The organism is Longimicrobium sp., assembly GCF_035474595.1.
GTDB lineage: Bacteria > Gemmatimonadota > Gemmatimonadetes > Longimicrobiales > Longimicrobiaceae > Longimicrobium.
Map to the genome: position 1 here is coordinate 18420 of NZ_DATIND010000064.1, position 20683 is coordinate 39102.

Below are 20683 nucleotides of genomic sequence, written 5' to 3' on the forward strand. Positions count from 1 at the left end.
GTAATCCTGAGCAGGGCCACACGGGGTTTTTTCGCGAGAGGTGGCGATGTTCGAGATCCTGGAGCTGGTCGGCGCGTTGTTCGAGCTGCTGGAGCTGATCGATGGCGTTGGGCGGCTGATCGAAGGCGGCGTACGGCTCGCGGGGCGTCTCCTCGGAAGCGGCTCGGACGCCGGATAGTGGGGCATCGTCGGTGCGGTTGGATTCGATCTCCAATCTCCATCTCCCATAGCCGTTCCGCCGTGACAACCGGCGGGGCGGCTTTCGTGCTTTCCCCGAATCACGTGCTCCCCGGCGATAGATGCTTCAGCCTGCAGGTCATTGTGCGGGGACGGATTGTGGAGTCGGCCTCAGCTTCGTCACCGGCGGCTGAAGCCGCAGCAACAACCACGGGAAGCCTCGCAAACTGCGCGAGGCTGATCCGCTCATCCGCGGCATCGGCGCTCAACACCGAGATACTGCGTTGAGCGCTTCCGTCGCCATCCACTCCACCTGCGGCACGTCCTCGCCGTTCGAGAGCGCGACTACGGTGACGGGTGCGGGGCCGTCGCGCAGGTGGCATGCGCTCGCGGAGGCGCCGGGACCCGCGCCGGTGTGGCCGTACACGGGGCCGGGGACGGCGCCGATGTCGACCTGGAGGCCCAGCCCGTAGCCCGCCCGCGCCACCGGACGTCCGGGCACCGGCCCGAGCACGACCGGCTTCCGCATCTCCGCCGCGAGTGCCGGCGGAAGGAAATCGTCCCCAAGGAGCGCGTGGTAGAAGCGCGCGACCTCCTCCGCGGTCGAGGCCACCACGCCCGTCGCGATCCACGCGGGGTCGTACCGGCCTGCCACCGGCACGGGCTCGCCATCTCCGAGATAGCGGCTCGGCCCGAATGCCAGCCCGTCCAGCTCGGCCGCATGCTCCACGACGGAGGTGCGGCGCAGCCCGAGCGGCTGGAGCACCTCGGCATCGAGGACCCGCGCGAGGGTGGCGGACCGCGCCGCCTCGAGCACGCGGCGGACGAGCATGTATCCCACGTTCGAGTACGCCCACGAGGTGCCGGGCGCGAAGAGGGGCACGCAACTGCCGGTGCGGCGCAGGAATTCGGCGTCGCTCCACGGCTTCGATCCCCGACGCACGGCCGCGTGGTATTCCGGCAGCGCGCCGTAGTCTCCCAACCCGCTCGTGTGCTGCAGCAGGTGCCGGAGCGTGACCGAATCCGGCAGCGGCACCGCGGGAATCCATCGTCCAGCTGGCGCATCCAGCTCCAGCTCGCCGGCCGCGACCAGCCGGAGTGCCGCCGCGGCGATGAAAGACTTGGTGAGGCTGTACACGAGGAACCGCGCGTCGGCAGAGAACGCCGGCGACACGCCCGGGCGCGAGACGACCGCAGTCTCCATCGCACCGCCTGCCAGCACCGCGACCGCGGCGGCTGACGCACCGTCCGGCCCCGCGTGCTCCTCCATCGCCCGCGACGCGGCTTCGATCCATCCATGCATCTCGTCAACTCTTCCGTCCAGCGAGAAACGATCTCCCCATCGCCATCCCTCCGCACTCACGCACTTTCGCACTCCCGCACCTCCGGCTACACTCCCCGGCAGACCCACACCGACGCCGAAAGGGAGCCATGTTCGTGCTGCTGCTGAAGTACATCAAGCCCATCGAGGAGATCGAGCGCGTCCGCCCCGCCCACCGCGCCTACCTGGACGGCCTGTACGCGCAGGGAAAGCTGATCGTCAGCGGGCCGCGCGAACCGCAGACCGGGGGCGTCATCTTCGCCAACGTGCCGAACGAGGTCGAGGCGATGAAGATGATCGTGGACGACCCGTACTTCACCGAGAAGGTGGCCGACTACGAGCTGGTCCGCTTCACCCCCACGAAGAACGATCCCCGCTTCCAGCCCTTCCTCGACGGCGCCGGCAGCTGACCCCGCCGTGGCCCACCTTGCCGAAGTGCGGCTGCGGCGCGAGCGGGTGCCGTCGTTCGAGCGCTACCCCTTCTCGCTCGCGGCGGTGCGCGGGCTGGACCGGCTGGAGCTGCACCCCCGCGTGACCTACTTCGTGGGCGAGAACGGCAGCGGCAAGAGCACGCTGCTCGAGGCGCTGGCCGTGTCGCTCGGCTTCAACGCCGAGGGCGGCTCGCTGGGCGAGCTGGACTTTTCCTCGCGCGCCAGCCATTCGGAGCTGAACGAGTACCTGGAGCCGCGCCCGTCGCGCCTGCGCTACGGATTCTTCCTGCGCGCCGAGAGCGTGTTCAACCTGGCCACCGAGATCGAGCGGGTGGACCGCGAGGACTGGGCGAGGGCGCTGCCGAAGAAGACGATCGACTACTTCGGCGGGCGCTCGCTGCACGAGCAGTCGCACGGCGAGAGCTTCCTGGCCATCTTCCAGCACAAGCTGCACGGCGGGATGCTGGTGCTGATGGACGAGCCCGAGGCCGCGCTCAGCCCCATCCGCCAGATGAGCTTCCTCTCGCTGCTGCACCAGCACGTGCGCAGCGGCGCGCAGTTCGTCATCGCCACGCACTCGCCCATCGTGCTGGCGTACCCCGACGCGTGGATCTACCAGTTCGACGACCAGGGCGTGCGCCGCACGGAGTACGAGGAGACGGAGCACTACCAGGTGTACCGCGACTTCCTGCAGAACCGCCAGCTCAGCCTGCGCGTGCTGCTGAACGAGGAGGGGTGAGAGCTGCGCATCCGCCGCGCGGGGGCGGAGGAAAGGGTAGGGGAGAGCGAAGATTCGAAGAGGAATAGGAAGCGAGGGAAAGATTGAGAAGGATTGGGAGAGGTCGAGGAGGATTCGGATCGATGTCGGGGGAAAAATGCGACTGAAGTCGCGGCTACGACGGCACGCAGTCCGCCTTCGCGCCGCCTTCGCGGACTTCAGTTCGGAGTGGGGATGTTTCGGCGCGTCCCGGGGATCTACGAATCGGATTCCAGCAGCTTGCGGAGCCATTCGGGCGGCTGCATGCCGGCCGAGCGGTAGATCTTCTCCACCACCTGCAGCATCACCGCGATTCCCTCCGAGCGCTGCGGCTCGGGAATGCCTTCCAGCATCATCTCCAGCGCGATGCGGGCGCTGTACGTGTTCGGGCCGATGCCGCGGCTGTGGCGCACGTACCAGTCGCGCATCTTGGTCTGCGTGCTGGCGCGCGGCGAGATGGAGGTGTCCAGCGCCTTGGAGAGGCCGGTGGGCGTCATCCCCACGGCACGCGCGACCGGGCGCAGGCCGTCGCGGTCCACCGCGGACCGGAGCGCCTGCCGGACGATCTCCAGCGGAACCGGGCGGCGCGCCGTCATGGGCACACCGCCGCCGCCGGAGCCTCTCCGGCCCGTCTACCACGTCTACGAACGATTCGCTTACACTGGGCAGACTAGCGGTCCGGGCTGCCTTCTGCAAGCGCGTGGCGATTCGCGCCCGCCGCCGGACCGTCCACCTCTCGCTGGAGCGGGGCGGCGGCGGTAGACGCGGGGCTCTATCCCCGGCCCATCGGCTCTACGACGGACGGAGGCCGCAAAACGTCGCGGATGGGAGAAAGTGCGGCGGGACAAAAGGTTACGAGAAACGGCGCGCCCGGCACGTGCGTTGCCGATCCGATCACGCCGTGCGGTTTGTGTTCGCCTGCGCCATGGGGGAGCCATGGAGGGCACCATCCCCGCCACCGACCCCGCGTCCGCCGACGGACGCCGGTGGCACGCGCTCCACGGACAGGGCGGCGACGACCCGGGCGCCTTTACCCGCGGGCCGCTGTCGGAAACGCTGCGGCTGCTGGAGCCGCACCTCGCGCCCGAGTTGGTGGGCGGCGCGGCGCTCTCGGCGCTTGAGGCGGCGCTCGCGCTGGTTCCCGCGGCGGTGACCGACGAGCTGTACCTGGAGTGCCGCCTGGGGCCGGGCGAGCCGCGCGTGGACACGGTGCTGCACGTGAAGGGCCCGGGGCGCGACATCCTGGCGGGGGTGAACCACGCCATCCCCCTCCCGCCGCCGCTGGGCGACCACCCGGCCTGGGCTCGGCTGCGGCGCTTCTGCGGAGAGTGGGCGGACCCGCGCTCCATTTTCCACACGGCGGTGGGCTCGCTCTGGGTGGAGCTGGACCTGGACGACGCGCCCGGGGGGCTGGAGCCGGGGATCTTCGTGGACCTCTCCTGGCTCTCGGCCCGCGGCGCCGGCCCCGCCGAGTGGACCGCGTACGCCGCCAGCGCCGCCGCGCGCCTGGCGGGGCGGGCGCCGGCGCCGGGAACCATCCGCGCGGTGCGGCGCTGCGTGGAGGCGCTCCCCCCCGGCGCCGCCATGACCTACGCCGGCTTCTTCCCCGGGCGCGGCGAGGGCGCCATCCGCGTGTGCGCGTCGGGGGTCGGCGCCGCCACGCTGCGGGGCTACCTGCGCCGCGCGGGGTGGCGCGGCGACCCGGGCCCGGTGCTGGCCGCGCTGGGCGACGCCGACCCGGGGCCGGTGCCCGGATACGTGCACCTGGACGCGCACGACGGCGGGCCGGGGCCGCGGCTGGGGGTGGAGGTGCCGTTCCAGCGCCGCGCCCAGCTGGAGGGGCACATCCGCGAGGCGGAGTGGCTGCGGTCGCTCTCCTCGGTGGCGCCGGAGAAGGCCGGGGCGCTGGGCCGCTGGCCCGGATGGTCCAACGCCGTGCTTCCGCACCAGCCCTGGCGCAGCCTGCTGGTGCGCCGGGTGAACCACGTGAAGCTGCTGTTCCACGAGGGGTGCGCGCCCCAGGCCAAGGCCTACCTGGCCGCGCGCCACTCCGCACGCGCCAACCGCAAGGAGGAGGAGGGCTGAGCATGGAGGACCGCATCCGGATTCCCGGCAGCATCGCCGGCACGCGCGACGAGCTGGACCTCGACGAGCTGGACCAGGTGGCCGGCGGGCTGGACCGCGCCTGGGTTCCCGCCGAGCCCCGCCGCGACGCACCCATCCCCCTGGCCGCGGCTCCGTCCGCCCCCTCGGCGGGAAGCTGACGCCGGCGCGGGCCCGATGATCGACCAAGCTTCGCGGCTGACTCCGTCGCGGGCCCCACGATCACACGGACTCGCGTTGGAGATTCGGACACGGAGGATGGGCATCGGCTCCGCGCCCGCCGGGCCCGCCCGTGAGACATTTCGGCCGGTTGGGGGATGGAGGGATGCGCGAGCGAATGGAGCCGGGGCTCTACTCGATGGGGCCCGGGCTCCATCGCCGTCTGTCCAGCGGAGAGGACGGCGCTGGAAACGGTTGCGGTGAACGGATTTGCATCGCCCCCGCGGGAGGCGTGGCGGGGAACGCTCGTTGCCCCGCTCCAACCCTTACCCGCGGTTCCCCGCACCCCAGCCGGAGACGACCCCATGGCCCATTCGCCCGGACCCGCAGGTCCGCACCCCGAGCCGCGCTGGGACCAGGTGGCCGCGCGCGCGGCGCACGACGCCGACTTCCGGCGCGCGCTGCTGCACGACCCCGCCCGCGCGCTCCGCGAAACGCTGGGGATCACCCTGCCGGCCGGGTACCGGGTGCGCTTCGTCGAGCGCCCGCGCGACGTGGACGCGCTGGTGGTGCTTCCCGACCCCGAGCGCGACGAGCTGACCGACGAGGAGCTGGACGAGGCGGCCGGCGGCGACGGCACCTGGAGCGATCCGCTGAACCCGCCCCCGCCTCCGCCCCCGCCGACGGATCCCTGAGCCCATGCGCGGGGTGGCACTCGGCTGGAGGTGCGCGGCCCTGGCCGCGGCGCTCTGCGCGGCGGCCGGGGCCGCGTGCGCCCAGACCCCGTCTCCCGGCAACGCACCCGCGCCGGGGCTGACGCTGGCGCAGGCGCTGGCCAGCGCGACGGAGCGCTCGGGCGGCGTGCGGCAGGCGCGCGAGCAGCTGTCGGCCGCGCGGGGCGGGGCGCTGGCGGCGTCGGGCGCGTTCGACCCCACGGTGACCTCGTTCGTCACCAGCACGCGCGACAACCAGCTGCGCTGGAGCGGCGCCGGGGCCGACGCGGTGCAGCCGTCGCGCGCGCTGGGGGTGCGGTACGGGGTGGCGCTGGAGCGGCAGTTCCGCTCCGGCCTGGTCGTGTCCCCCGGCATCGAGGCCACGCGCAAGGAGTTCTCGCCCGACGCCACGGGGCGCAACAGCACCGCGTCCGCCAGCCTGGTGGTGGGGATGCCGCTGCTGCGCGGCGCGGGCGGGCAGCTGGCCGCGCCGGAGCGGGCGGCGGGGGCGCTGGCCGGCGCCGCGCGGGCGGACCTGATGCACGCCGCGTCCGTCGGCGCGCTGGAGGCGGCGCGGGCGTACTGGGCCTACGCCGCCGCGGCCGAGCGGCTGGAGGTGCAGCGGCAGGCCGAGGAGCGCTCGCGGCGGCTGGTGGAGCAGACGCGCATCCTGGTTTCGGCGCAGGAGCGGGCGCAGGCGGACCTGAACCCCCTCCTCGCCGCGCTGGCATCGCGGCAGGCGGCGCGCTCGGCGGCGGAGCAGGACCTGGCCGAGGCGCGGCGCACGCTGGGGCTGGCGATGGGGGTGGACGGCGATTCCATCGCCCTCCTTCCCCTGCCGTCGACCCCGCTCCCGGTGGGCGGCCCGGGCGCGCCGCTGGCGGCGGACGCGCTGGTGGCGCAGGCGGTCGCCCGGCGGATGGACCTGGCCGCGGCGCGGCAGGCGGCCGGCGCGCAGCGGGTGCTGGCCGACGCGGCGCAGGCGGGCACGCGGCCGCGGCTGGACCTGCAGCTGTCGGTGGGCTACACCGGCGCGGTGCCGGGCGAGTCGTGGTCGTCGCTGGTGACCCCCTTCTACCGCGACCTGAACACCTGGAGCGCGTCGCTGGAGGTGAGCTGGCAGGCCGCGCTGCGCAACGCCACCGCGGCGGGGACGGCGGCGCAGACGCGCGCGGTGCAGCGCCAGGGCGAGGTGGCGGCGCAGGAGCTGGAGCGCGAGATCCGCTCGGGGGTGGCGGTGGCCGCCCAGGCGCTGCGCCACGGCCAGGCCGAGCTGGAGCGCGCCGATGAGGCGGTGACGCTGTCGCGCACCTCGGTGGAGAACGAGGAGCGCAAGTTCCAGCTGGGGATGAGCACGCTCTTCGACATCATCCAGTCGGAAGACGCGCTGACGTCGGCGCTGCTGTCGCGCATCTCGGCGCAGGAGCGCTTCGCCGACGCGCGCGCCCGGCTGGCGTACGAGACCGGCGCGCTGGTGCGCGACGAGGACGGGCGCCCCGTGGCGGCCCCCTCCGCCGTCGCCTTCTCCCCGTCTCCCTGAAGATCGGAAGCCGATGGCCGACAGCATCTTCCGCAAGGTGTCGCTGGACCGCCTGGCCAGCCCCGAGCAGCTCGACCAGGCCATGCAGGCCACCACCCCCGGCGGGTGGCTGGCGCTGGGCGCGCTCGGGCTTCTGCTGGCGGTGGCCGTGTTCTGGGGGATGACGGGAACGGTGCCGGAGAAGATCCCCGGGCAGGGGATCCTGGTGAAGAGCGGGGGGATCTTCGAGGTGGTGCCGCTGGAGGGCGGGCGGGTGACCGACGTGTCGGTGAACGTGGGCGACGTGGTGAACGAGGGGCAGACCATCGCCCGGGTGGCGCAGCCCGACCTGCAGGACAAGCTCACCGAGGCCCGCAACCATCTGGAGGACCTGCGCCTGTCGGAGCAGCGCACCGGCGAGTCCGGCGCGCGCGAGCTGCAGGTGCAGGCGGCGTACGCGGCCGAGCAGCGCGGCAACCTGCAGGCGGGGATCCGCGCCAACGAGCAGACGCTGCAGCTGCTGCAGCAGAAGATGGAGAGCCAGGAGCGGCTGGTGCGCGACGGCCTGATCACCCGGCAGACGCTGCTCTCCACGCGGCAGGAATACCAGAACGTGCAGGAGCAGATCCGCCAGGCGCAGAGCCAGCTGAAGCAGGTGGACGCCGACCAGGTGGCGGTGCGGCAGAAGCGCGACGCCGAGGCGCTCACCGGCCGCCTGGGCGTGGAAGAGGCCGAGCGCGACGTGCACCGGCTGGAGGCCGAGCTGGAGCGCACCTCGTCCGTCGTCACCCCCTACACCGGGCGCATCGTGGAGGTGATGGCCGAGCAGGGGCACGTGGTGGAGCGCGGCAAGCCCATCGTGCGCATCGACCCCGTGGGCCGCGCGGTGAAGGACCTGGAGGCCGTCGTCTACGTCCCCAGCGACGCGGGGAAGAAGATCCGGCCGGGGATGCGCATCCAGATCGCCCCCAGCACCGTGCGCGAGGAGGAGTACGGGCTGATGATCGGCACGGTCACCTACGTCTCGGACTTTCCCGCCTCGCCCGAGGGGATGGGGCGGGTGCTGAAAAACGACGCGCTGGCGCAGTCGCTGGCCGGCACCGGCACGCCGTACGAGGTGCACGCCGACCTGATCCCCGACCCGCGCACCATCAGCCACTACCGCTGGTCCAGCCCCGCCGGCCCGCCGGTGGAGGTGCGCAGCGGCACCCTCTGCCGCGCGCAGGTCACGCTCCGCGAGACGCGGCCGGTGGAGCTGGTGCTCCCCATCTTCCGCCGCCTGGTGGGGGGATGAGCTTTCTCCGAATCCCCACCGCCCGGGTGAGACCCGGCATCGCATGGGCTCTCGCGGAGGGCACGGAGGACACGGATTCCGTTCGCCGTGACCTCGGTGCCTTCCGTGAGAGCTCCGCCGTTCCCGTCGGGGGGACGGATGTCTGAGGCCGCGCCCGTCGCCCTCGCGCCCGCGGAGGAGCCGCGCGGGTTCCGGCCGCGCGACGTGCTGCGCGTGCTGCGTCGCCCCGCCGGGCCGTCGCGGGTGCGCGTGCCCACCATCCTGCAGCTCGAGGCGGTGGAGTGCGGCGCGGCCACGCTGGCCATGGTGCTGGCCGCGTACGGGCGCTGGGTGCCGCTGGAGGAGATGCGCGTGGCCTGCGGCGTGTCGCGCGACGGCAGCAAGGCCAGCAACATGGTGAAGGCCGCGCGCCGCTACGGGCTGGACGCCCGGGGGTTCAAGAAGGAGCCGGCGCAGCTGCGCGAGCTGGCCCCGCCCATGATCCTGCACTGGAACTTCAACCACTTCGTGGTGCTGGAGGGGTTCCGCAAGGGACGGGCGCACATCGTGGACCCGTCCACCGGCCCGCGCCGCGTGACCACCGAGGAGCTGGACCAGGCCTTCACCGGCGTGGTGCTCACCTTCGGGCGCGGCGAGGCGTTCGCGCGCGGCGGGGCGCTTCCCGGGGTGGTGGCGTCGCTGCGCGGGCGCCTCGTCGGCGCGGGGCCGGCCTTGGCGTTCGCGGTGCTGGCGGGGATCGCGCTCGTGGTCCCCGGCCTGGTCGCCCCCGCCTTCTCGCGCGTGTTCGTGGACCAGGTGATGGTGAAGGGGCTGCGCGGGTGGACCACGCCGCTCCTGGCCGCCATGGTGGTGGCGGGGCTGGTGATGGCCACGATCACCTGGATGCAGCAGACGCAGCTCCTGCGGCTGGAGACGCGGCTGGCTCTGGGGAGCTCGGGGCGCTTCCTGTGGCACGTGCTGCGGCTGCCGGTGAGCTTCTTCACCCAGCGCTTCGCGGGCGAGATCGGGTCGCGCGTGGGGGTGAACGACCGCGTGGCGCAGCTCCTCTCGGGCGAGCTGGCCACCACCATGCTGTCGCTGCTGGTGATCGCCTTCTACGCCGCGGTGATGGTGCAGTACGACCTGGTGCTCACCGGGATCGGGGTGGCCGTGGCGGCGCTTAACGTGGGGGCGCTGCGCTGGGTGTCGCGCCGCCGCGTGGACATCTCGCAGCGGCTGCAGCAGGACCGCGGCAAGCTGATGGGCGTGGCCATGGGCGGGCTGCAGACCATCGAGACGCTGAAGGCCACCGGCTCGGAGGCCTTCTTCTTCACCCGCTGGGCCGGGCAGCAGGCCAAGGTGGTGAACGCGCAGCAGCAGCTGGCGCTGTACACGCATCTCCTCTCCGTCGTCCCCCCCTTCCTGCTGGCCACGAACACCGCGCTGCTGGTGGGGATCGGCGGGCTGCGGGTGATGGACGGCCGGCTGAGCATGGGGATGCTGGTGGCGCTGCAGGCGCTGCTCATCGCCTTCGTCACCCCCGTCAATCGGCTGGTGGACCTCGGCGGGACGCTGCAGGAGGTGAAGGGGGGCCTCGCCCGGCTGGACGACGTGCTGAACGCCACGCCCGACCCGCTGGCCGGCGCCTTCGCCGCGGTGCAGACCGACGGCGAGGCGGAGGACCCGCCGCGGCTGGAGGGGCGGCTGGAGCTGCGCGGCATCAGCTTCGGCTACAGCCCGCTGGAGCCGCCGCTGATCGAGGACTTCTCGCTGGCGCTGGAGCCGGGGCGCCGCGTGGCGCTGGTCGGCGGGTCGGGGAGCGGGAAGTCGACCATCGCCCGCCTCGTCTGCGGACTGCACGAGCCGTGGACCGGCGAGGTGGTGCTGGACGGGCGCGCCCGCGCCGCCGTCCCCCCCGCCTCGGTCGCCGCGTCGCTGGCCTTCGTGGACCAGGACGTGTTCCTCTTCGCGGGGACGGTGCGCGACAACCTGGCGCTCTGGGACCCCGGCGTGCCCGAGGCCGACCTGGTGCGCGCGGCCCGCGACGCCAGCATCCACGAGGAGATCACGGCGCGCCCCGGCGGCTACCACGCGCGGGTGGAGGAGGGGGGACGCAACTTCAGCGGCGGCCAGCGCCAGCGGCTGGAGATCGCCCGCGCCCTGGTGGGCAACCCGTCGCTCCTCGTGCTGGACGAGGCGACCAGCGCGCTCGATCCCCCGACGGAAGCCGCGGTGGACGACGCGCTCCGCCGCCGCGGCTGCGCCTGCGTGATCGTGGCCCACCGCCTGAGCACCATCCGCGACGCGGACGAGATCATCGTCCTCGAGCGGGGCAAGGTCGTAGAGCGGGGGACGCACGACGAACTCTACGCGGCGGGCGGCGTGTACCGCGCGCTGATCGAGGCCGAATGAGCGCCCCCGCCCTCCGCTCGCTCTTCGCGGCGCACGGCGCGCCCGTCACCCCCGCGGGGCCGTTCCTGCTCGGTGGGGACACGGGGTGGCTGGTGGCTCAGGGGCATGTGGACGTGTTCGCGGTGCGGGTGGCGGAGGGCGAGCCCACCGGCGCGCGCCGCCACCTGGTGCGCGTGGAGTCCGGCGGCGCGCTCCTGGGCGTGGGCGAGGCCGCGGGGGCGCATGGGATGGGATTGCTCGCGGCTCCGGCGGTGAACGCGCGCCTCCTCGCGCTTCCGCAGGCGCGGCTGCGCGACGCGGCCGGCGGCGGGGAGCGGGACGCGGCGGCCGCGGCGGTGGAGGGGTGGGCGGCGGCGCTCTGCACGGGGATCGCGCGCGACGTGGTTCCCCGGCGCTCGGAGGACCTGGCGGAGGGGATGGCCATCACCCTTCCCGCCGGGGCCACGGTGCGTCCGGTGGGCGTCGTCTGGCTGCGGCACCGCGAGGGGAGCACCGACCTGCTGGGCGACGCCACCCTCCGCCTCTCCGGCGACGTCCCCGTTCCCATCGCCGCGCCGGCGTGGGTGACTGCGGAGGCGGAGGCGCGGGTGGCCGCCGAGGCCATGCCGGAGCCGGCCGAGGCGTGGCGGGGGATGGCGCGGCTGCACGGCCTGGTGCTGGGCGCCGCCGCCGAGCTGGCGGCCCGCGAGGAGACCGCCGACCGCGACCGGCTGCGGCGCCGCGCCGCGCTGGACCGCTCGGTGCTCGCGCGGGCCACGGGGCGCCTCGCCTCGGTCATCGAGACGCGCCGCGCCGCCGGCGGGATGCGGATGCGCGCAGCGGACGACGACGAGGACGCGCTCTTCGCCTCGTGCCGCCTGGTGGCCGAGGCGCAGGGGATCGCGGTGCGCCCGCCGCCCGCCGCCACGGAGATGAAGCTGGCCTCCATCGCCCGCGCCTCGGGCTTCCAGACGCGCACGGTGATGCTGCGCGACGACTGGTGGCGGCGCGACAGCGGGCCGATGCTGGCCTTCCTGGACGCGGAGAAGCGCTTCGTCGCCCTCCTTCCCGTGCGCGGGCGCAGCTACGTGCTCTGCGACCCGGTGGAGCGCGCCCGCACGCCGGTGGACGGCAAGGTGGCGGGAACGCTGACCCCCTTCGCCTACGCCTTCTACCGCCCGTTCGATCCCGGCCCGGTGGGAATCGGGGGGCTGCTCCGCTTCGGCATCCGCGGGTGCGGGCGCGACGTGACGACGCTGCTGCTGGTCGGCTTCGCGGGCGGCGCGCTGGCGATGGCGCCGCCGATCGCCACGGGGCTCCTGTTCAACTCCGTGATCCCCGGTGCCGAGCGGGCGCAGCTGGCGCAGCTCACCGCCGTCCTCCTGGCCGTGGCCGTGGCGGCCGCGCTGTTCCAGCTCACCCGCGCGGTGGCGCTGACGCGCATCGAGGGGAAGGCGGGCGCCGCGGTGCAGGCCGCCGTGTGGGACCGGCTGCTATCGCTGCCGCCCGGCTTCTTCCGCGCGCGCGCCGCGGGCGACCTGGCATCGAGAGCGATGGGGGTGGACTCCATCCGCGAGGCGCTGTCGGGGGCGACGGCCACGGCGCTGCTGGGGCTGGTCTTCTCCACCTTCAACTTCGCCCTCCTCTTCCACTACAGCGGGCGGCTGGCGGGGTGGGCCACGCTGATGGCGGGGATCCTGGTTGCCGCGACCATCGCCAGCAGCTTCGTGCAGCTGCGGCGGCAGCGGGTGCTGAGCCGGCTGCAGGCGGAGATCGAGGGGGTGGTGCTGCAGCTGCTCACGGGCATCGCCAAGCTGCGCGCCGCCGCGGCCGAGGCGCGCGCCTTCGGGCTGTGGGCCGAGCGCTTCGCCGAGCAGCGGCGGCTGCGCTACGCTGTGCGCCGCGCGGCGGGCGGGCTGGCCAGCTTCAACGCCGCCTTCCCGGTCCTGGCGCAGGCGGTGATCTTCGCCGCCGCGGCGGCCGTGGTGGGCGGGGACCACGGGATGAAGACGGGAGATTTCCTGGCGTTCATGGCGGCGTTCGGCGCCTTCACCGGGGCGCTGCTCACCACCAGCCAGGCGGTGACCAACGCGCTGGCCGCCGTGCCGCAGTACGAGATCGCCCGCCCCATCCTGGAAGCCGAGCCGGAGACCGACCTGGGCCGCGCCGACCCCGGCGTGCTCACCGGGCAGGTGTCCATGCAGCACCTCTTCTTCCGCTACTCGGTGGACGGCGGGTACGTGCTGAACGACCTGTCCCTGAACGCCGAGGCGGGCGAGTTCGTGGCGCTCGTCGGGCCGTCGGGATCGGGGAAGTCCACGCTGCTGCGGCTGCTGCTGGGCTTCGAGCAGCCCGAGTCGGGGTCCATCTTCTTCGACGGGCAGGAGCTGGGCGGGCTGGACCTGCTGGCGCTGCGCCGGCAGATCGGCGTGGTGCTGCAGAACGGGCGATTGATGCCGGGTGACCTGTTCTCCAACATCGTGGGCTCCACCGGCGCGCTGCTGGAGGACGCGTGGGAGGCCGCGCGGATGAGCGGGCTGGACGGCGACATCAAGGCCATGCCCATGGGGATGCACACGGTGGTGAGCGAGGGCGGAAGCACGCTCTCCGGTGGCCAGCGGCAGCGGCTGATGATCGCCCGCGCCATCGTCACCCGCCCGCGCATCCTCCTCTTCGACGAGGCCACCAGCGCGCTGGACAACCGCACGCAGGCCATCGTGGCCGACTCGCTGGCGGGGCTGCGCTCCACGCGCCTGGTGATCGCCCACCGCCTGAGCACCGTAATCCACGCCGACCGCATCTGCGTCATCCAGAAGGGAACCGTGGTGCAGTCGGGAAGATACGAGGAGCTGATGGAGGTGGACGGCCCGTTCCGGGAGCTGGCGAGGCGGCAGATCGCTTGACGGAAGTGCGAGAGTGCGAGAGTGGATGATCCCGACTGCGCCGGGGCTGGTCATCGGCGGTCATCCCGACGGGACGTCATCCTGAGGCCGGCCACGACGTAATCCGCCTCCGCGCAACAGGTTGCAGGCCGAAGGATCCATAGCCTGTCCCGCACGTCGGCCGGCGGTTCGCACTGAATCCTCCGAATTGTGCGATGCGTAGAGCGCATGACGAGCATGCCGCGATCGCCGCAGCGATGCTTGTCGGAACGATGAGATGCGCCCGCCGCGATCGCCGGACGCGCGGATGCGGGATGGACCGCACGGATGGCGGGGCAGGGAAGTCCGCGAAGGCGGACTGCGTGCCGTTGTAGCCGCGACCTCGGTCGCATCTTCCACATCGACGACGAATCCCGCACGCCCGGGTCTCCCCGGGCCGCGGCTCGCGCCAACGAGGCGGTCACGATGCCTGGATTCCGCTGGACCCGGAGCGCCACCGCCGCCGCGATCTTCGCGGCGGCGGTGGCGGCGCAGGCGTGCGGCGGCGGCGCGGACCCGGCGGCCGAGCGCCTCCGCCGCGCCGAGAGCGGCAGGGGCGAGATCGTCATCGGCGCGGCGTGGCCGTGGGCCGCGCGCAGCAAGCTGCTCTACAAGCAGGGGCTGGACATGGCCGCCGCCGAGGTGAACGCGAAGGGCGGCGTGCTGGGCCGGCAGATCCGCATCGTTTCCGCCGACGACCACGAATCGGTGGACGACGGCCGGCTCGTGGCCCAGCGCTTCGCCGAGAACCCCGACGTGGTCGCCGTCATCGGCCATCTCCAGTCGTACGTCACCATCCCCGCCGCCCCCATCTACGACCTGGCCGGCGTGGTCCTCCTCGCCCCGGCCGCGACCGACCCGGAGCTGACGCAGGGGCACTTCTCGCACGTCTTCCGCGGCACCTTCAGCGACCTGGCCGCGGGCGCGCAGCTGGCCGACTACGCGCACGCCCGCGGCTACCGCAGCGTGGCCATCTACTACGTCCGCAACCCCTACGGCCGCTCGCTGGCCAACGCGTTCGAGGAGCACGCCGCCGAGCTGGGGATCCGCATCGCCGCGCGGCAGAGCTACGACCCCAACACCGTTCCCGGCGCCCCCGCGCTGGGCCCGCTGCTGGACGACTGGAAGCAGCTGGGCTTCGACGCCATCCTCCTGGCCGGCGAGACGCCGCACGCGGCCACCTTCCTGACCGAGGCGCGCCGCCACGGCATCACCGCGCCCGTGCTGGGCGGCGACGCGCTGGGCGTGCCCGACCTCCTGGCCGCCGGCCCCGCCGCGGAGGGAACGGTGATCGTGGCCGCCTTCCACCCCGACGCGCCGAACCCGCAGGTGCGGCGCTTCTCCGGCGCCTTCCGCGCGCGCTACGGCCAGCCCCCCGACGCCGCGGCCGCGCTGGGGTACGACGCCGTGCACCTCCTGGCCGACGCCATCGGCCGCGCGCACAGCACCGCGCCGGACCGTGTCGCCCGCGCGCTGCACGAGACGCGCGGGTGGACCGGCGTCACCGGCCCCTTCACCTTCGACGCGTCGGGCGACCTGCCCACCAAGCCCATCACCACCATCACCGTGCGCGGCGGGCGCTTCGAGTACCTGGGCGGCGCCAGCCCCGCGTCTCCCGGGATGGTGGCGTCGCGGGGGCGGCGATGAGCACGCGGGCGGACGCCCCTGCGCGCGGCCGGGCCTTCCGCGCCGAGGTCCTGCGCCGGCACGGCGCCGGCCCGGCGGAGGTCGCCGAGCTGCTGGCGTACACCGCCGTGGAGCTGCGCCGCCCGCCGCGCCCCCCCGCGCTCCCGCTGGACGACGAGCCGTTCGCCGATGCGTGGGCGGGGTACGCGGCCGAGGCGGAGGCGCGCGGCGCGTGGAACGTGCTGCGCGAGCGGCTGCCGCAGCTGCGTTTTCCCATCGCCCAGGGGATGTGCGAGACGGACGAGTACCGCGCCGCCACCCGCCGCGGCCTCGCCCCGCCGGAGGGCCCCGGCGTGGAGCTGGCGCGGCCGGAGGCGCTGCGCCTCTTCGTCCATCCCACGCCGGCCGGACGCCTTCCCGTGCTCGCCGCCGGGTGCCGCGACGACTTCGTCACCCTGGTGCGCGCGCTGGCGCGGCAGAACGAGCCGTCGCCCGTCCCCCCGTCGATGGGCGCCCTGATGGTGGCGGGGTTCAACAACTGGGACCGCGTCGCCGCGCTGCGCCGCGCGTGGGAGGCGGAGCATCCCGGCGCGGCCGAGGGAGAGTGGAGCGCGGCGTGGCGGGAGATGATACCCCGCCGCGAGCTGTACCAGGACCGCTTCGTCCTGCTGGCCCCCGGCCCGTACAGCGGCGTGGCGGCGGGGGAGATGGGGATGGAGCCGGTGCGGTGGAACGAGCTCTCGCTCACCATCCGCCTGGAGCACGAGGCGGCGCACTACTTCAGCAAGCGCGTGCTGGGGGCCATGCGCCCCCACGCGCTCGACGAGATCGTGGCCGACTTCGCCGGGATCGCCGCGGCCGCGGGCCGGTACCGGGCAGACTGGGCCGCGCGCTTTCTGGGGGTGGAGGAGGCGCTTCCCGGCTTCCGCGCGGGCGGGCGCCTGGCCAACTACCGCGGCGCGCTGGGCGACGCGGCCTTCGCGGTGCTGGCCTCGCTCGCGCGCGCGGCGGTGGAGGCGCTGGCCGCGTTCGACGCCGCCCGGCCCCATCGGGACACCGGCGTGGCGGAACGGGGTGCTACGCTGGCGGCCCTCTTCGCGCTGCCGCTGGAGGCACTGGCCGCCCCGGACGGGGCGGCGCGGCTGCGGCGTTCGCGGGCCCGTCCGTGGCGCCGGAAGGTTGCAACGCGGACGTTCAGCACATCTTTGCCGACGCTTCGTTGACAGCAGGGCGACGGCGATTTATCCTTTCCGGTCCGGGGTTGGGCGCACCACGCGCCCGCCGCCGGATGCCGGGGTTCATTCGCGCGGAGGGCAGATGACCGCCCCATCCTCTCGCCGCCGGGGATGCCACACCCCCGGTCGTACGTGCCGCCCCTCCCTTTCCGCCGCCACCGCGTGCGGCCGTGCCCGTCGTGGCGCGGTGCGCGCTGTGGCGGTTTGGTTTGCGCCGTCGGGCACCCGCGCCCCGGAGGCCGCTTGAGCGTGCGCGGTAACGGGGTGCCCATGCCGCCCGCCGGCGCGCTGAGCGAGCTGGCGCAGGCGGTGCGCGACCGCTCGGTCGAGAGCTGGGGGGCGGCGCGCGCCGTCACGCTCATCGGCCGCGACCCGGCGCTCATCGAGTCGCAGCGCAAGCTGCAGCGCTTCGCCGCCTCCAACGCCCCCATCCTGCTTACCGGCGAGACGGGAACGGGGAAGGAATTGTTCGCCCGCGCGCTGTACCTGCTGGGCGCGCGCCGCGGGAAGCCGTTCATCCGTGTGAACTGCGCGCAGTACCACGACGGCAACCTGATGGCCAGCGAGCTCTTCGGGCACAAGAAGGGGAGCTTCACCGGCGCGGTGGCGGACCACCGGGGGCTGTTCGAGGAGGCCAACGGCGGCGTGGTGTTCCTGGACGAGATCGGCGAGCTTTCGCCGCCCGCGCAGGCCATGCTCCTGCGCGCGCTGAGCGAGGGCGAGATCGTGCCCGTGGGCGGCACCAGCGTGCGCTACGTGGACGTGCGGGTGATCGCCGCCACCAGCCGCGACCTGCGCCCCATGGTCGAGGCGGGGACCTTCCGCGAGGACCTGTTCTATCGCCTGCGCTACTTCTGGATCCACGTGCCGGCGCTGCGCGAGCGCGGGGCCGACTGGGAGCTGATCGCGGGGCACTGTCTGGCCGGGCTGGCGTGCGACGGCACCTGCAAGACGCTGGCGCGCGACGCGCGCGAGGTGCTGGGCGCGTACCACTGGCCGGGGAACGTGCGCGAGCTGAAGGGGCTCATCGACATGGGCTTCCACCTGGCCGAGGGGCGGGAGATCTGCGCGGGCGAGCTGATCCCCGCGCTGGAGGGGGGCGGGATGGTGCGCCGCATCCCCCTCGACATCTCCATCCCCATCCCCGCCCCCGACGGAAACGGCCACGCGCCGGGCGCCGCGGGGAACGGGAAGGTGCAGGCCGGGCAGGCGGCCACGGCGGCGTACGAGCGGATGATGCGCGGCGGCGAGAGCTTCTGGGCCGTGGTGCGCGAGCCGTTCATGGAGCGCGAGATCAGCCGCGCCGACGTGCGGGCGCTGCTGCACCGCTGCCTGACGGAGACGGGCGGAAGCTACAAGCGCCTCCTCCCGCGCATCGGCATCGACCCGGGCGACTACCTGAAGTTCATGGACTTCCTCCGCCACCACCGCCTGAAGCCCGAGGCCTACGCGCGGCACACCGAGTAGGCGAACACCCGGCGGATCTCGATCGACCCCGCGGCCCCGCCCGTCCCCCTCGTGGACGGGCGGGGCCGCCGCGTTGGTGCGTGCGCGCGGAATGGACGCCGCGCGCGACGAGTAGAGCGCTCCGTCTATTCCGTAGACACGGGCGGCGATGCAAATGTCCGAAAGCGGCCGCGCCCCAGCGCGCAAACGACTGTGCTAAAAATACTTGCAGGCGGGCCGCGAGGGGGCATGGCTCCTGCCTTTCCCGCGTGGTGCAGGGCTCCCTGCTCCCGGTCTCCGCTTCCCCCTGGAGGGCATCATGGCCGACCCGACCGCACCCCGCGCGTACGACGACGAGCTGTCGGTGGAGGAGCTGGACGGCGTGGCGGGCGGGGAGGGCACGGGCAACACCAACTGCGTGGCCGGGTGCGGCAACAGCAACTGCTCCGCCGGCTGCGGCCCGCTGAACCAGACGCCGTGACTGGCCGGGGCTGATCGGACTCTGACAGGAGAGGCAACATGGCTGATCCGTTTTCCGCGCACGCGCGCGACGGCGACGAGCTGACGGTCGACGAGCTGGAGGACGTGGCGGGCGGAGTGGAGGGGGGCAACACCAACTGCTCGGCGGGGTGCAGCAACAGCAACTGCGTGGCCGCCTGCGGCCCGCTGAACCAGACCCCCTGATCTCCGCGCCGGCGAGTGGGAGGGAGCAATGCCCTCCCGCGCGCCCGGTCTTTCCGCCGGCGTGCAGGACACTCCTGCTCCGGACCGTCTTCACACGAATGGAGGCACCATGGCCGATCCTGCCGGCGCGCACGCGCACGACGACGAGCTCACGGTGGAGGAGCTGGAGACCGCCGCGGGCGGCGTGGAGGGGAACAACACCAACTGCGTGGCGGGATGCGGCAACAGCAACTGCGTGGCCAGCTGCGGGCCGCTGAACCAGACGCCGTGATCCCGGGTCCGCCGCTCTCCCATCCCCTCGCGACGAGGGCGGGAGCCCGGCGGGCCGATGGGTTCGCCGGGCACCGCCGCGGCGCGACGGCCTCCGGCTCCCCGTCTTCTCCCACCGGGAAGGATGCACCATGGCCAGGCCGGCTCGGGCGCGGGCGCGTGACAACGACGACGAGCTGTCGGTAGACGAGCTCGAGGTCGCCGCGGGCGGCGATCTCGATCCCGCCAACGGCGACTGCCTGGGCGGGTGCGGCAACGCCAACTGCTTCGGCGCCTGCGGTCCCTACAACCAGGACCCGCTGTAAGGCTCCGGCGCCCGTGCCGCCCGGTCTCCGGGATACTCGGGCGATGGCCGCGCGGGCCGCGGCTGAGGGGCGTGTGAGCGGGTATCACCGTTTCCGGATCTTTCCCTTTCACGTCGGGAGGCAGGCATGAGCGATCCCATTCGCGGGCGCGACGACGACGAGCTGTCGGTGGAGGAGCTGGAGAGCGCCGCGGGCGGCGTGGAAGGCAACAACACCAACTGCGTCTCGGGCTGCGGCAACACCAACTGCGTCACCGGGTGCGGGCCGCTGCCGGTCTGAGTCCCAGGACGCGGGCAAGCGGTCGTGGCCGAACCCGTCAGGAACGGGCCGCGGCGGGTGCGCGGCCCGGCTTTCCGGCCCGGCGCGGGGTTCCCTGCTCCGGGGACCGTTCCCCTCATCTCACGTCTGGAGGCACCATGGCCGACTCCATCGCACCCCGCGCCTACGACGACGACGAGCTGTCGGTCGAAGAGCTGGACGACGTGGCGGGGGGCACCGACCCCGCGGGCAACACCAACTGCGTCTCGGGGTGCGGCAACACCAACTGCGCCGCCGGCTGCGGCCCGCTCAACAAGGATCCGCTCTAAGGTCCCCGGCGCCCTCCACCGCGCCGGCCACCGGCCGGTGGAGGAGGCAGGGCGCACGGGGAACACCATCCGGTCCCGGCCGCAGAGCCGGGAGCTCCACCCGGGTGAAGCGCGGGCGGAAACGGGAGCAGCGGGCGGGAAGATGCCGCCCGCGAGCCTCCGGTCTTCCGCCGGCGTGCAGGGTTCCGTTCTCAACCTTTCTCTTCACCCAGGGAGGCCCGATGGCTGATCCTTCGGCCACGCGCGCGTTCGACGACGACGAGCTGAGCGTGGAAGAGCTCGAGAGCGCCGCGGGCGGCATCGACGGCGGCGGCAACACCAACTGCGTGGCGGGGTGCGGCAACAGCAACTGCGTGGCGGGCTGCGGCAAGCCGCCGGTCTGACCGCACGGGAGATGGGACGGGCGGGCGGCGGCGATTCAGGTGATGCCGCTCTCCCGGACCGCGGAGCTCCACCCGCTTTCGATCCACCTCTGACGAACGGAGGCCTCATGGCCGATCGACCCATCCAGCGCGACGACGACGAGCTGTCGGTGGACGAGCTGGAAGCCGCCGCGGGCGGCGCCGATCCGGGCAACACCAACTGCGTGGCCGGCTGCGGCAACAGCAACTGCGCCGCGGGGTGCGGGCCGCCGCCGGTCTGACCGGGACCGCGTGGACGGTGGCAGGGCGAAGGGCCGGGATCGCTCCCGGCCCTTCGTGCGTGCGCGGCCCACGATCTCCCCCGGATGGCCGCGGAATGTCCACGCAGTCACATCCCGCCGCA

At 73.6% G+C, this 20683-nt stretch carries 23 protein-coding genes; 21 read left to right on the top strand and 2 right to left on the bottom strand.

Annotated features, from left to right (window positions below; genetic code table 11):
• Positions 1–46 precede the first annotated feature (46 nt).
• On the top strand, positions 47–178 hold the full coding sequence (locus VLK66_RS11195) for a hypothetical protein (protein WP_325309498.1): 132 nt from the start codon (positions 47–49) through the stop codon (positions 176–178).
• A 264-nt stretch (positions 179–442) separates the two neighbouring features.
• On the opposite strand, the gene VLK66_RS11200 is transcribed toward VLK66_RS11195, so the two are convergent.
• On the bottom strand, positions 443–1480 hold the full coding sequence (locus VLK66_RS11200) for a serine hydrolase domain-containing protein (RefSeq protein WP_325309499.1): 1038 nt from the start codon (positions 1478–1480) through the stop codon (positions 443–445).
• 128 nt (positions 1481–1608) lie between these two features.
• Between VLK66_RS11200 and VLK66_RS11205 the strand changes: the two genes are divergently transcribed.
• Complete coding sequence (locus VLK66_RS11205) at positions 1609–1908, top strand: YciI family protein (protein WP_325309500.1); 300 nt, start codon at positions 1609–1611, stop codon at positions 1906–1908.
• Positions 1909–1915: 7 nt separating this feature from the next.
• Positions 1916–2668, top strand: coding sequence for an AAA family ATPase (locus tag VLK66_RS11210; RefSeq protein WP_325309501.1), 753 nt, complete (start codon positions 1916–1918; stop codon positions 2666–2668).
• A gap of 236 nt (positions 2669–2904) precedes the next feature.
• Here VLK66_RS11210 and VLK66_RS11215 read toward each other — a convergent pair whose 3' ends face one another.
• Positions 2905–3282: a hypothetical protein gene (locus VLK66_RS11215; protein ID WP_325309502.1), complete on the bottom strand. Its 378-nt coding sequence runs from the start codon at positions 3280–3282 to the stop codon at positions 2905–2907.
• Positions 3283–3622: 340 nt separating this feature from the next.
• Here VLK66_RS11215 and VLK66_RS11220 point away from each other — a divergent pair, with 340 nt between their 5' ends.
• From VLK66_RS11220 to VLK66_RS11305, 18 genes are all read left to right on the top strand, one after another.
• Positions 3623–4771, top strand: a complete 1149-nt coding sequence (locus VLK66_RS11220) for a hypothetical protein (RefSeq protein ID WP_325309503.1) — start codon at positions 3623–3625, stop codon at positions 4769–4771.
• 2 nt (positions 4772–4773) lie between these two features.
• Positions 4774–4950 (top strand): hypothetical protein, encoded by a 177-nt coding sequence (locus VLK66_RS11225; RefSeq protein ID WP_325309504.1) that lies wholly within the window; start codon positions 4774–4776, stop codon positions 4948–4950.
• 363 nt (positions 4951–5313) lie between these two features.
• A complete protein-coding gene (locus VLK66_RS11230) occupies positions 5314–5643 on the top strand; it encodes an NHLP leader peptide family RiPP precursor (RefSeq protein ID WP_325309505.1) in 330 nt (109 codons plus the stop codon).
• A gap of 4 nt (positions 5644–5647) precedes the next feature.
• Positions 5648–7201 carry a TolC family protein gene (locus tag VLK66_RS11235; protein WP_325309506.1) on the top strand — a complete coding sequence of 518 codons (1554 nt, stop codon included), beginning with the start codon at positions 5648–5650 and terminating at the stop codon, positions 7199–7201.
• A gap of 13 nt (positions 7202–7214) precedes the next feature.
• Entirely contained in the window at positions 7215–8474 is a 1260-nt protein-coding gene (locus VLK66_RS11240) for an NHLP bacteriocin system secretion protein (RefSeq protein WP_325309507.1), read from the top strand.
• Between the two features lie 138 nt (positions 8475–8612).
• The gene (locus tag VLK66_RS11245) at positions 8613–10865 is read left to right on the top strand and encodes an NHLP family bacteriocin export ABC transporter peptidase/permease/ATPase subunit (RefSeq protein WP_325309508.1); all 2253 of its coding nucleotides are present in this window, start codon (positions 8613–8615) and stop codon (positions 10863–10865) included.
• Entirely contained in the window at positions 10862–13747 is a 2886-nt protein-coding gene (locus VLK66_RS11250) for an NHLP bacteriocin export ABC transporter permease/ATPase subunit (protein ID WP_325309509.1), read from the top strand. Before VLK66_RS11245 ends, VLK66_RS11250 begins: the two co-directional genes overlap by 4 nt.
• Positions 13748–14191: 444 nt before the next feature.
• Positions 14192–15412 carry an ABC transporter substrate-binding protein gene (locus VLK66_RS11255; protein WP_325309510.1) on the top strand — a complete coding sequence of 407 codons (1221 nt, stop codon included), beginning with the start codon at positions 14192–14194 and terminating at the stop codon, positions 15410–15412.
• The gene (locus tag VLK66_RS11260; protein WP_325309511.1) at positions 15409–16614 is read left to right on the top strand and encodes a DUF7005 family protein; all 1206 of its coding nucleotides are present in this window, start codon (positions 15409–15411) and stop codon (positions 16612–16614) included. The genes VLK66_RS11255 and VLK66_RS11260 overlap by 4 nt, the downstream gene beginning before the upstream one ends.
• A 261-nt stretch (positions 16615–16875) precedes the next feature.
• Positions 16876–18093: a sigma 54-interacting transcriptional regulator gene (locus VLK66_RS11265; protein WP_325309552.1), complete on the top strand. Its 1218-nt coding sequence runs from the start codon at positions 16876–16878 to the stop codon at positions 18091–18093.
• Between the two features lie 298 nt (positions 18094–18391).
• Positions 18392–18553 (top strand): hypothetical protein, encoded by a 162-nt coding sequence (locus VLK66_RS11270; RefSeq protein WP_325309512.1) that lies wholly within the window; start codon positions 18392–18394, stop codon positions 18551–18553.
• 38 nt (positions 18554–18591) lie between these two features.
• Positions 18592–18756, top strand: a complete 165-nt coding sequence (locus tag VLK66_RS11275) for a hypothetical protein (RefSeq protein ID WP_325309513.1) — start codon at positions 18592–18594, stop codon at positions 18754–18756.
• Between the two features lie 109 nt (positions 18757–18865).
• A complete protein-coding gene (locus VLK66_RS11280; RefSeq protein WP_325309514.1) occupies positions 18866–19027 on the top strand; it encodes a hypothetical protein in 162 nt (53 codons plus the stop codon).
• Positions 19028–19157: 130 nt separating this feature from the next.
• Entirely contained in the window at positions 19158–19331 is a 174-nt protein-coding gene (locus tag VLK66_RS11285) for a hypothetical protein (RefSeq protein ID WP_325309515.1), read from the top strand.
• A gap of 126 nt (positions 19332–19457) precedes the next feature.
• Positions 19458–19610 carry a hypothetical protein gene (locus tag VLK66_RS11290; RefSeq protein ID WP_325309516.1) on the top strand — a complete coding sequence of 51 codons (153 nt, stop codon included), beginning with the start codon at positions 19458–19460 and terminating at the stop codon, positions 19608–19610.
• A gap of 137 nt (positions 19611–19747) precedes the next feature.
• Positions 19748–19918, top strand: coding sequence for a hypothetical protein (locus VLK66_RS11295; protein WP_325309517.1), 171 nt, complete (start codon positions 19748–19750; stop codon positions 19916–19918).
• Positions 19919–20139: 221 nt separating this feature from the next.
• Positions 20140–20301 carry a hypothetical protein gene (locus VLK66_RS11300; protein WP_325309518.1) on the top strand — a complete coding sequence of 54 codons (162 nt, stop codon included), beginning with the start codon at positions 20140–20142 and terminating at the stop codon, positions 20299–20301.
• Between the two features lie 107 nt (positions 20302–20408).
• Positions 20409–20561: a hypothetical protein gene (locus VLK66_RS11305; protein WP_325309519.1), complete on the top strand. Its 153-nt coding sequence runs from the start codon at positions 20409–20411 to the stop codon at positions 20559–20561.
• Positions 20562–20683 lie beyond the last annotated feature (122 nt).

What these genes read in the sequence shown, in the direction of transcription:
- VLK66_RS11195 (WP_325309498.1), top strand. Translation starts at nt 47, where the DNA reads ATGTTCGAGATCCTGGAGCTGGTCGGCGCGTTGTTCGAGCTGCTGGAG.
- VLK66_RS11200 (WP_325309499.1), bottom strand. Translation starts at nt 1,480, where the DNA reads ATGCATGGATGGATCGAAGCCGCGTCGCGGGCGATGGAGGAGCACGCG.
- VLK66_RS11205 (WP_325309500.1), top strand. Translation starts at nt 1,609, where the DNA reads ATGTTCGTGCTGCTGCTGAAGTACATCAAGCCCATCGAGGAGATCGAG.
- VLK66_RS11215 (WP_325309502.1), bottom strand. Translation starts at nt 3,282, where the DNA reads ATGACGGCGCGCCGCCCGGTTCCGCTGGAGATCGTCCGGCAGGCGCTC.
- VLK66_RS11220 (WP_325309503.1), top strand. Translation starts at nt 3,623, where the DNA reads ATGGAGGGCACCATCCCCGCCACCGACCCCGCGTCCGCCGACGGACGC.
- VLK66_RS11225 (WP_325309504.1), top strand. Translation starts at nt 4,774, where the DNA reads ATGGAGGACCGCATCCGGATTCCCGGCAGCATCGCCGGCACGCGCGAC.
- VLK66_RS11230 (WP_325309505.1), top strand. Translation starts at nt 5,314, where the DNA reads ATGGCCCATTCGCCCGGACCCGCAGGTCCGCACCCCGAGCCGCGCTGG.
- VLK66_RS11235 (WP_325309506.1), top strand. Translation starts at nt 5,648, where the DNA reads ATGCGCGGGGTGGCACTCGGCTGGAGGTGCGCGGCCCTGGCCGCGGCG.
- VLK66_RS11240 (WP_325309507.1), top strand. Translation starts at nt 7,215, where the DNA reads ATGGCCGACAGCATCTTCCGCAAGGTGTCGCTGGACCGCCTGGCCAGC.
- VLK66_RS11245 (WP_325309508.1), top strand. Translation starts at nt 8,613, where the DNA reads ATGTCTGAGGCCGCGCCCGTCGCCCTCGCGCCCGCGGAGGAGCCGCGC.
- VLK66_RS11250 (WP_325309509.1), top strand. Translation starts at nt 10,862, where the DNA reads ATGAGCGCCCCCGCCCTCCGCTCGCTCTTCGCGGCGCACGGCGCGCCC.
- VLK66_RS11255 (WP_325309510.1), top strand. Translation starts at nt 14,192, where the DNA reads ATGCCTGGATTCCGCTGGACCCGGAGCGCCACCGCCGCCGCGATCTTC.
- VLK66_RS11260 (WP_325309511.1), top strand. Translation starts at nt 15,409, where the DNA reads ATGAGCACGCGGGCGGACGCCCCTGCGCGCGGCCGGGCCTTCCGCGCC.
- VLK66_RS11270 (WP_325309512.1), top strand. Translation starts at nt 18,392, where the DNA reads ATGGCCGACCCGACCGCACCCCGCGCGTACGACGACGAGCTGTCGGTG.
- VLK66_RS11275 (WP_325309513.1), top strand. Translation starts at nt 18,592, where the DNA reads ATGGCTGATCCGTTTTCCGCGCACGCGCGCGACGGCGACGAGCTGACG.
- VLK66_RS11280 (WP_325309514.1), top strand. Translation starts at nt 18,866, where the DNA reads ATGGCCGATCCTGCCGGCGCGCACGCGCACGACGACGAGCTCACGGTG.
- VLK66_RS11285 (WP_325309515.1), top strand. Translation starts at nt 19,158, where the DNA reads ATGGCCAGGCCGGCTCGGGCGCGGGCGCGTGACAACGACGACGAGCTG.
- VLK66_RS11290 (WP_325309516.1), top strand. Translation starts at nt 19,458, where the DNA reads ATGAGCGATCCCATTCGCGGGCGCGACGACGACGAGCTGTCGGTGGAG.
- VLK66_RS11295 (WP_325309517.1), top strand. Translation starts at nt 19,748, where the DNA reads ATGGCCGACTCCATCGCACCCCGCGCCTACGACGACGACGAGCTGTCG.
- VLK66_RS11300 (WP_325309518.1), top strand. Translation starts at nt 20,140, where the DNA reads ATGGCTGATCCTTCGGCCACGCGCGCGTTCGACGACGACGAGCTGAGC.
- VLK66_RS11305 (WP_325309519.1), top strand. Translation starts at nt 20,409, where the DNA reads ATGGCCGATCGACCCATCCAGCGCGACGACGACGAGCTGTCGGTGGAC.